This is a genomic window from Streptomyces sp. NPDC055749 (assembly GCF_053617235.1).
This window is the reverse complement of sequence record NZ_JBSHFH010000123.1, coordinates 1-2388: the sequence shown is the minus strand read 5'-3', so window position 1 is coordinate 2388 and position 2388 is coordinate 1. Positions and strand designations below refer to the sequence as shown.

Annotated in this window: 2 protein-coding genes; both read left to right on the top strand. The window is 72.2% G+C overall.

What is annotated here, in order from left to right:
• Positions 1-261: hypothetical protein (locus ACWGO0_RS37330; RefSeq protein WP_453544877.1), on the top strand; the 261-nt coding region annotated here is incomplete at its 5' end.
• 369 nt (positions 262-630) lie between these two features.
• The gene (locus ACWGO0_RS37325; protein ID WP_376189693.1) at positions 631-2319 is read left to right on the top strand and encodes a replication protein; all 1689 of its coding nucleotides are present in this window, start codon (positions 631-633) and stop codon (positions 2317-2319) included.
• The last annotated feature ends 69 nt before the right edge of the window (positions 2320-2388 follow it).

The following is a 2388-nucleotide window of genomic DNA, read 5'->3' as shown; positions in this document are numbered from 1 at the left end:
GGCCCTGATGGTCATCCGCTCGGCCCGCGAGGAGGCGTGATGGCGACCCCGGCCGACATGTCTCACGCGATGCTGATCGCGATCCTCATGCACCACGGCGGCTCGCTCGACCTGCCCGCCGGCGCTTTCCAGAAGGACGCGCTCGGCGGCCTGGACGGCGCGTTCCACGCCGTGGCGATGGAGCCCCGCCTCGATGGCACGGTCCGCATCAGCGTCCAGCCCCGCCCCGCCGGGGACGAGGGAGGAATCACCACGATCTGACCGACACGACGATGCCCCGCCGGTGATCCGGCGGGGCGTCTCGCTCGTAAGGGATGATCACCCCTCAGAAATGGCAACGGCCCGGGCATCTCACCTCCCGGGCCGCCCGCCTCCGCAGGTGCCAAACCACCGAACGGAAACGTTGCTGTGACCAGAGTACGGAGCGAAGCGCCTCCTTCGCCACAGCGGCCCGCCCGCCGCACATGCCGCCGTAGCGGCTGCTCGAAGAAGTTCACCCCAAACCCCCGCACACCGGGCCAAACGTACTGCTCCCCGAACTGCCGGAAGCGCGCTTCCGAGGCGGACGCGGTTCGACCCCCGAAAACGGGGTCTGACCTGCAGAAAGACACCTCCCGAGGTGTCCGCTTCTTGGTAACTGACGAACAGAGTTGTCAGATCGCCGAAACCGCAGGTCAGAGCGGTGCGGTCGATGGGGCCACCGAGGGGGGTCCGGTCACGGTCGTCACCCCGGCTCTGCGGCGGTGGCGGCGCCGCCGGATCATGCAGGAGATCACCGCGATCGACCGGTGCCGGAAGTGCGCGCGCCGCGCCGTGGCGCCGGAGCTGGGCACGCTGACGGCCCGCACCGAGGACGGGAAGGCGTCCGGCCGCGGGGTCCAGCTCTGCGAGTCGATCTGGGCGTGCGCGGTGTGCGAGAGCGCCAAGCGCGCCGAGGACACCCACGAGCTGACCACGGCCGCTCTGCGGTGGCTGGCCCGTGGGGGGACTCTGGCGGCCGTGGTGCTGACCACCCGGCACACCCGTGCGGACGCACTGGACGACCTGGTCTGTGCCCTGTGGGGGACGCGGCAGCGCGTGGACGAGACGACGGGGGAGGTCACGCCGAGGGTCCCGGGCGCCTACCAGCGGCTCCTGACATCGCAGAGCTTCCGGCGCCACGTGGCCCCGGCGGTCGGCTACATCGGCATGGCGCGTAACCCGGAGATCACCCGCTCGCAGGCGGGCGGGTGGCACCCGCACCTGAACCTGCTGGTGTTCCTCGGTGGCCAGTTGGAGGGCACCCCGGCCAACGGCCAGCTGATCTACACGGATGAGGACGGCAACGGGTACTTCGAGCCGGGCGAGGGCCGGAGCTGCACGTTCGAGCCGCCCGCCGAGGACCTGGAGGCGTTCGAGGAGTGGATGCACGGCTTCTGGGCGGGGGCTCTGCGGTCGATCGACCCGACGTACGAGACGTCGACCGAGTGTGAGCGGGCCAACTGCAAGTGCGGCGGCAAGGGCCACGGTGTGCGCATCGACGTGATCCGGTCGCCCGATGACAAGGCGCTGATCGAGTACCTGACCAAGGTGGGCGGGGAGACGGCCAAGTCGGTCCAGGCCGACGTGGACGCGGCCAAGGGCGCGGCGGCCGAAGTCGCCCACTCGACGGCCAAGGGCGCCAAGGGCACCCGGTCGATGACCGCCTTTCAGTTCCTTGACCGGCTGTGGGCGATCGAGCGCGACGGCCTGGCCGAGGCCGACGCCCCGGGGTACGGGACGGCCGAGCAGTGCCGTGCGTGGTCGCTGGAGTACGAGGCCGCGACCCGGGGCCGGCGGGCGTTCGAGATGACCCGGGGCCTCGCCCGGCACACCGACCTGGCGGGCGAGCTGGAGGCGTACCGCTACCAAGAGATGCACCGCCGCCTGCTCGGCGGTGTGGTCCTGACCTCGGAGGCGCACGGCCAGGTGGCCGAGGCTGGGAGCGACTTCGCCGTGGCCGAGCTGGTGGCCGCCAGCCTCGAGGCAGAGGTGGCCGGCCTGGTGGCCGACGCGGGTGGCCGGGCGGACCACGCGCGGGTCGTGGACGAGGCCGGAGCCGCGGAGTGGGTGGAGTCCCTGGCGGAGGTGATGGCCGCCAAGGCCCGGCAGCGGGCGGCCGAGAGGGCGGAGTGGGACCGGCTGGCCGAGGCCGGGCACGGCCTGGTGCCGTGCGAGCCGTGCGGCGGCACCGGCCACCGCGAGGAGTACGCCGCCATCCACGGCGGCCAGTGCTTCCCCTGCGGCGGCACCGGCCGGGTCATCGGCGACGCCGACGACGACCAGGAGCACGACGGCTGACCGCGCATTGTTCCAATGCGCACTACCTCGCTGTGGTGATCTGCTGCGGGACGGCGGGCGTTATGGGGC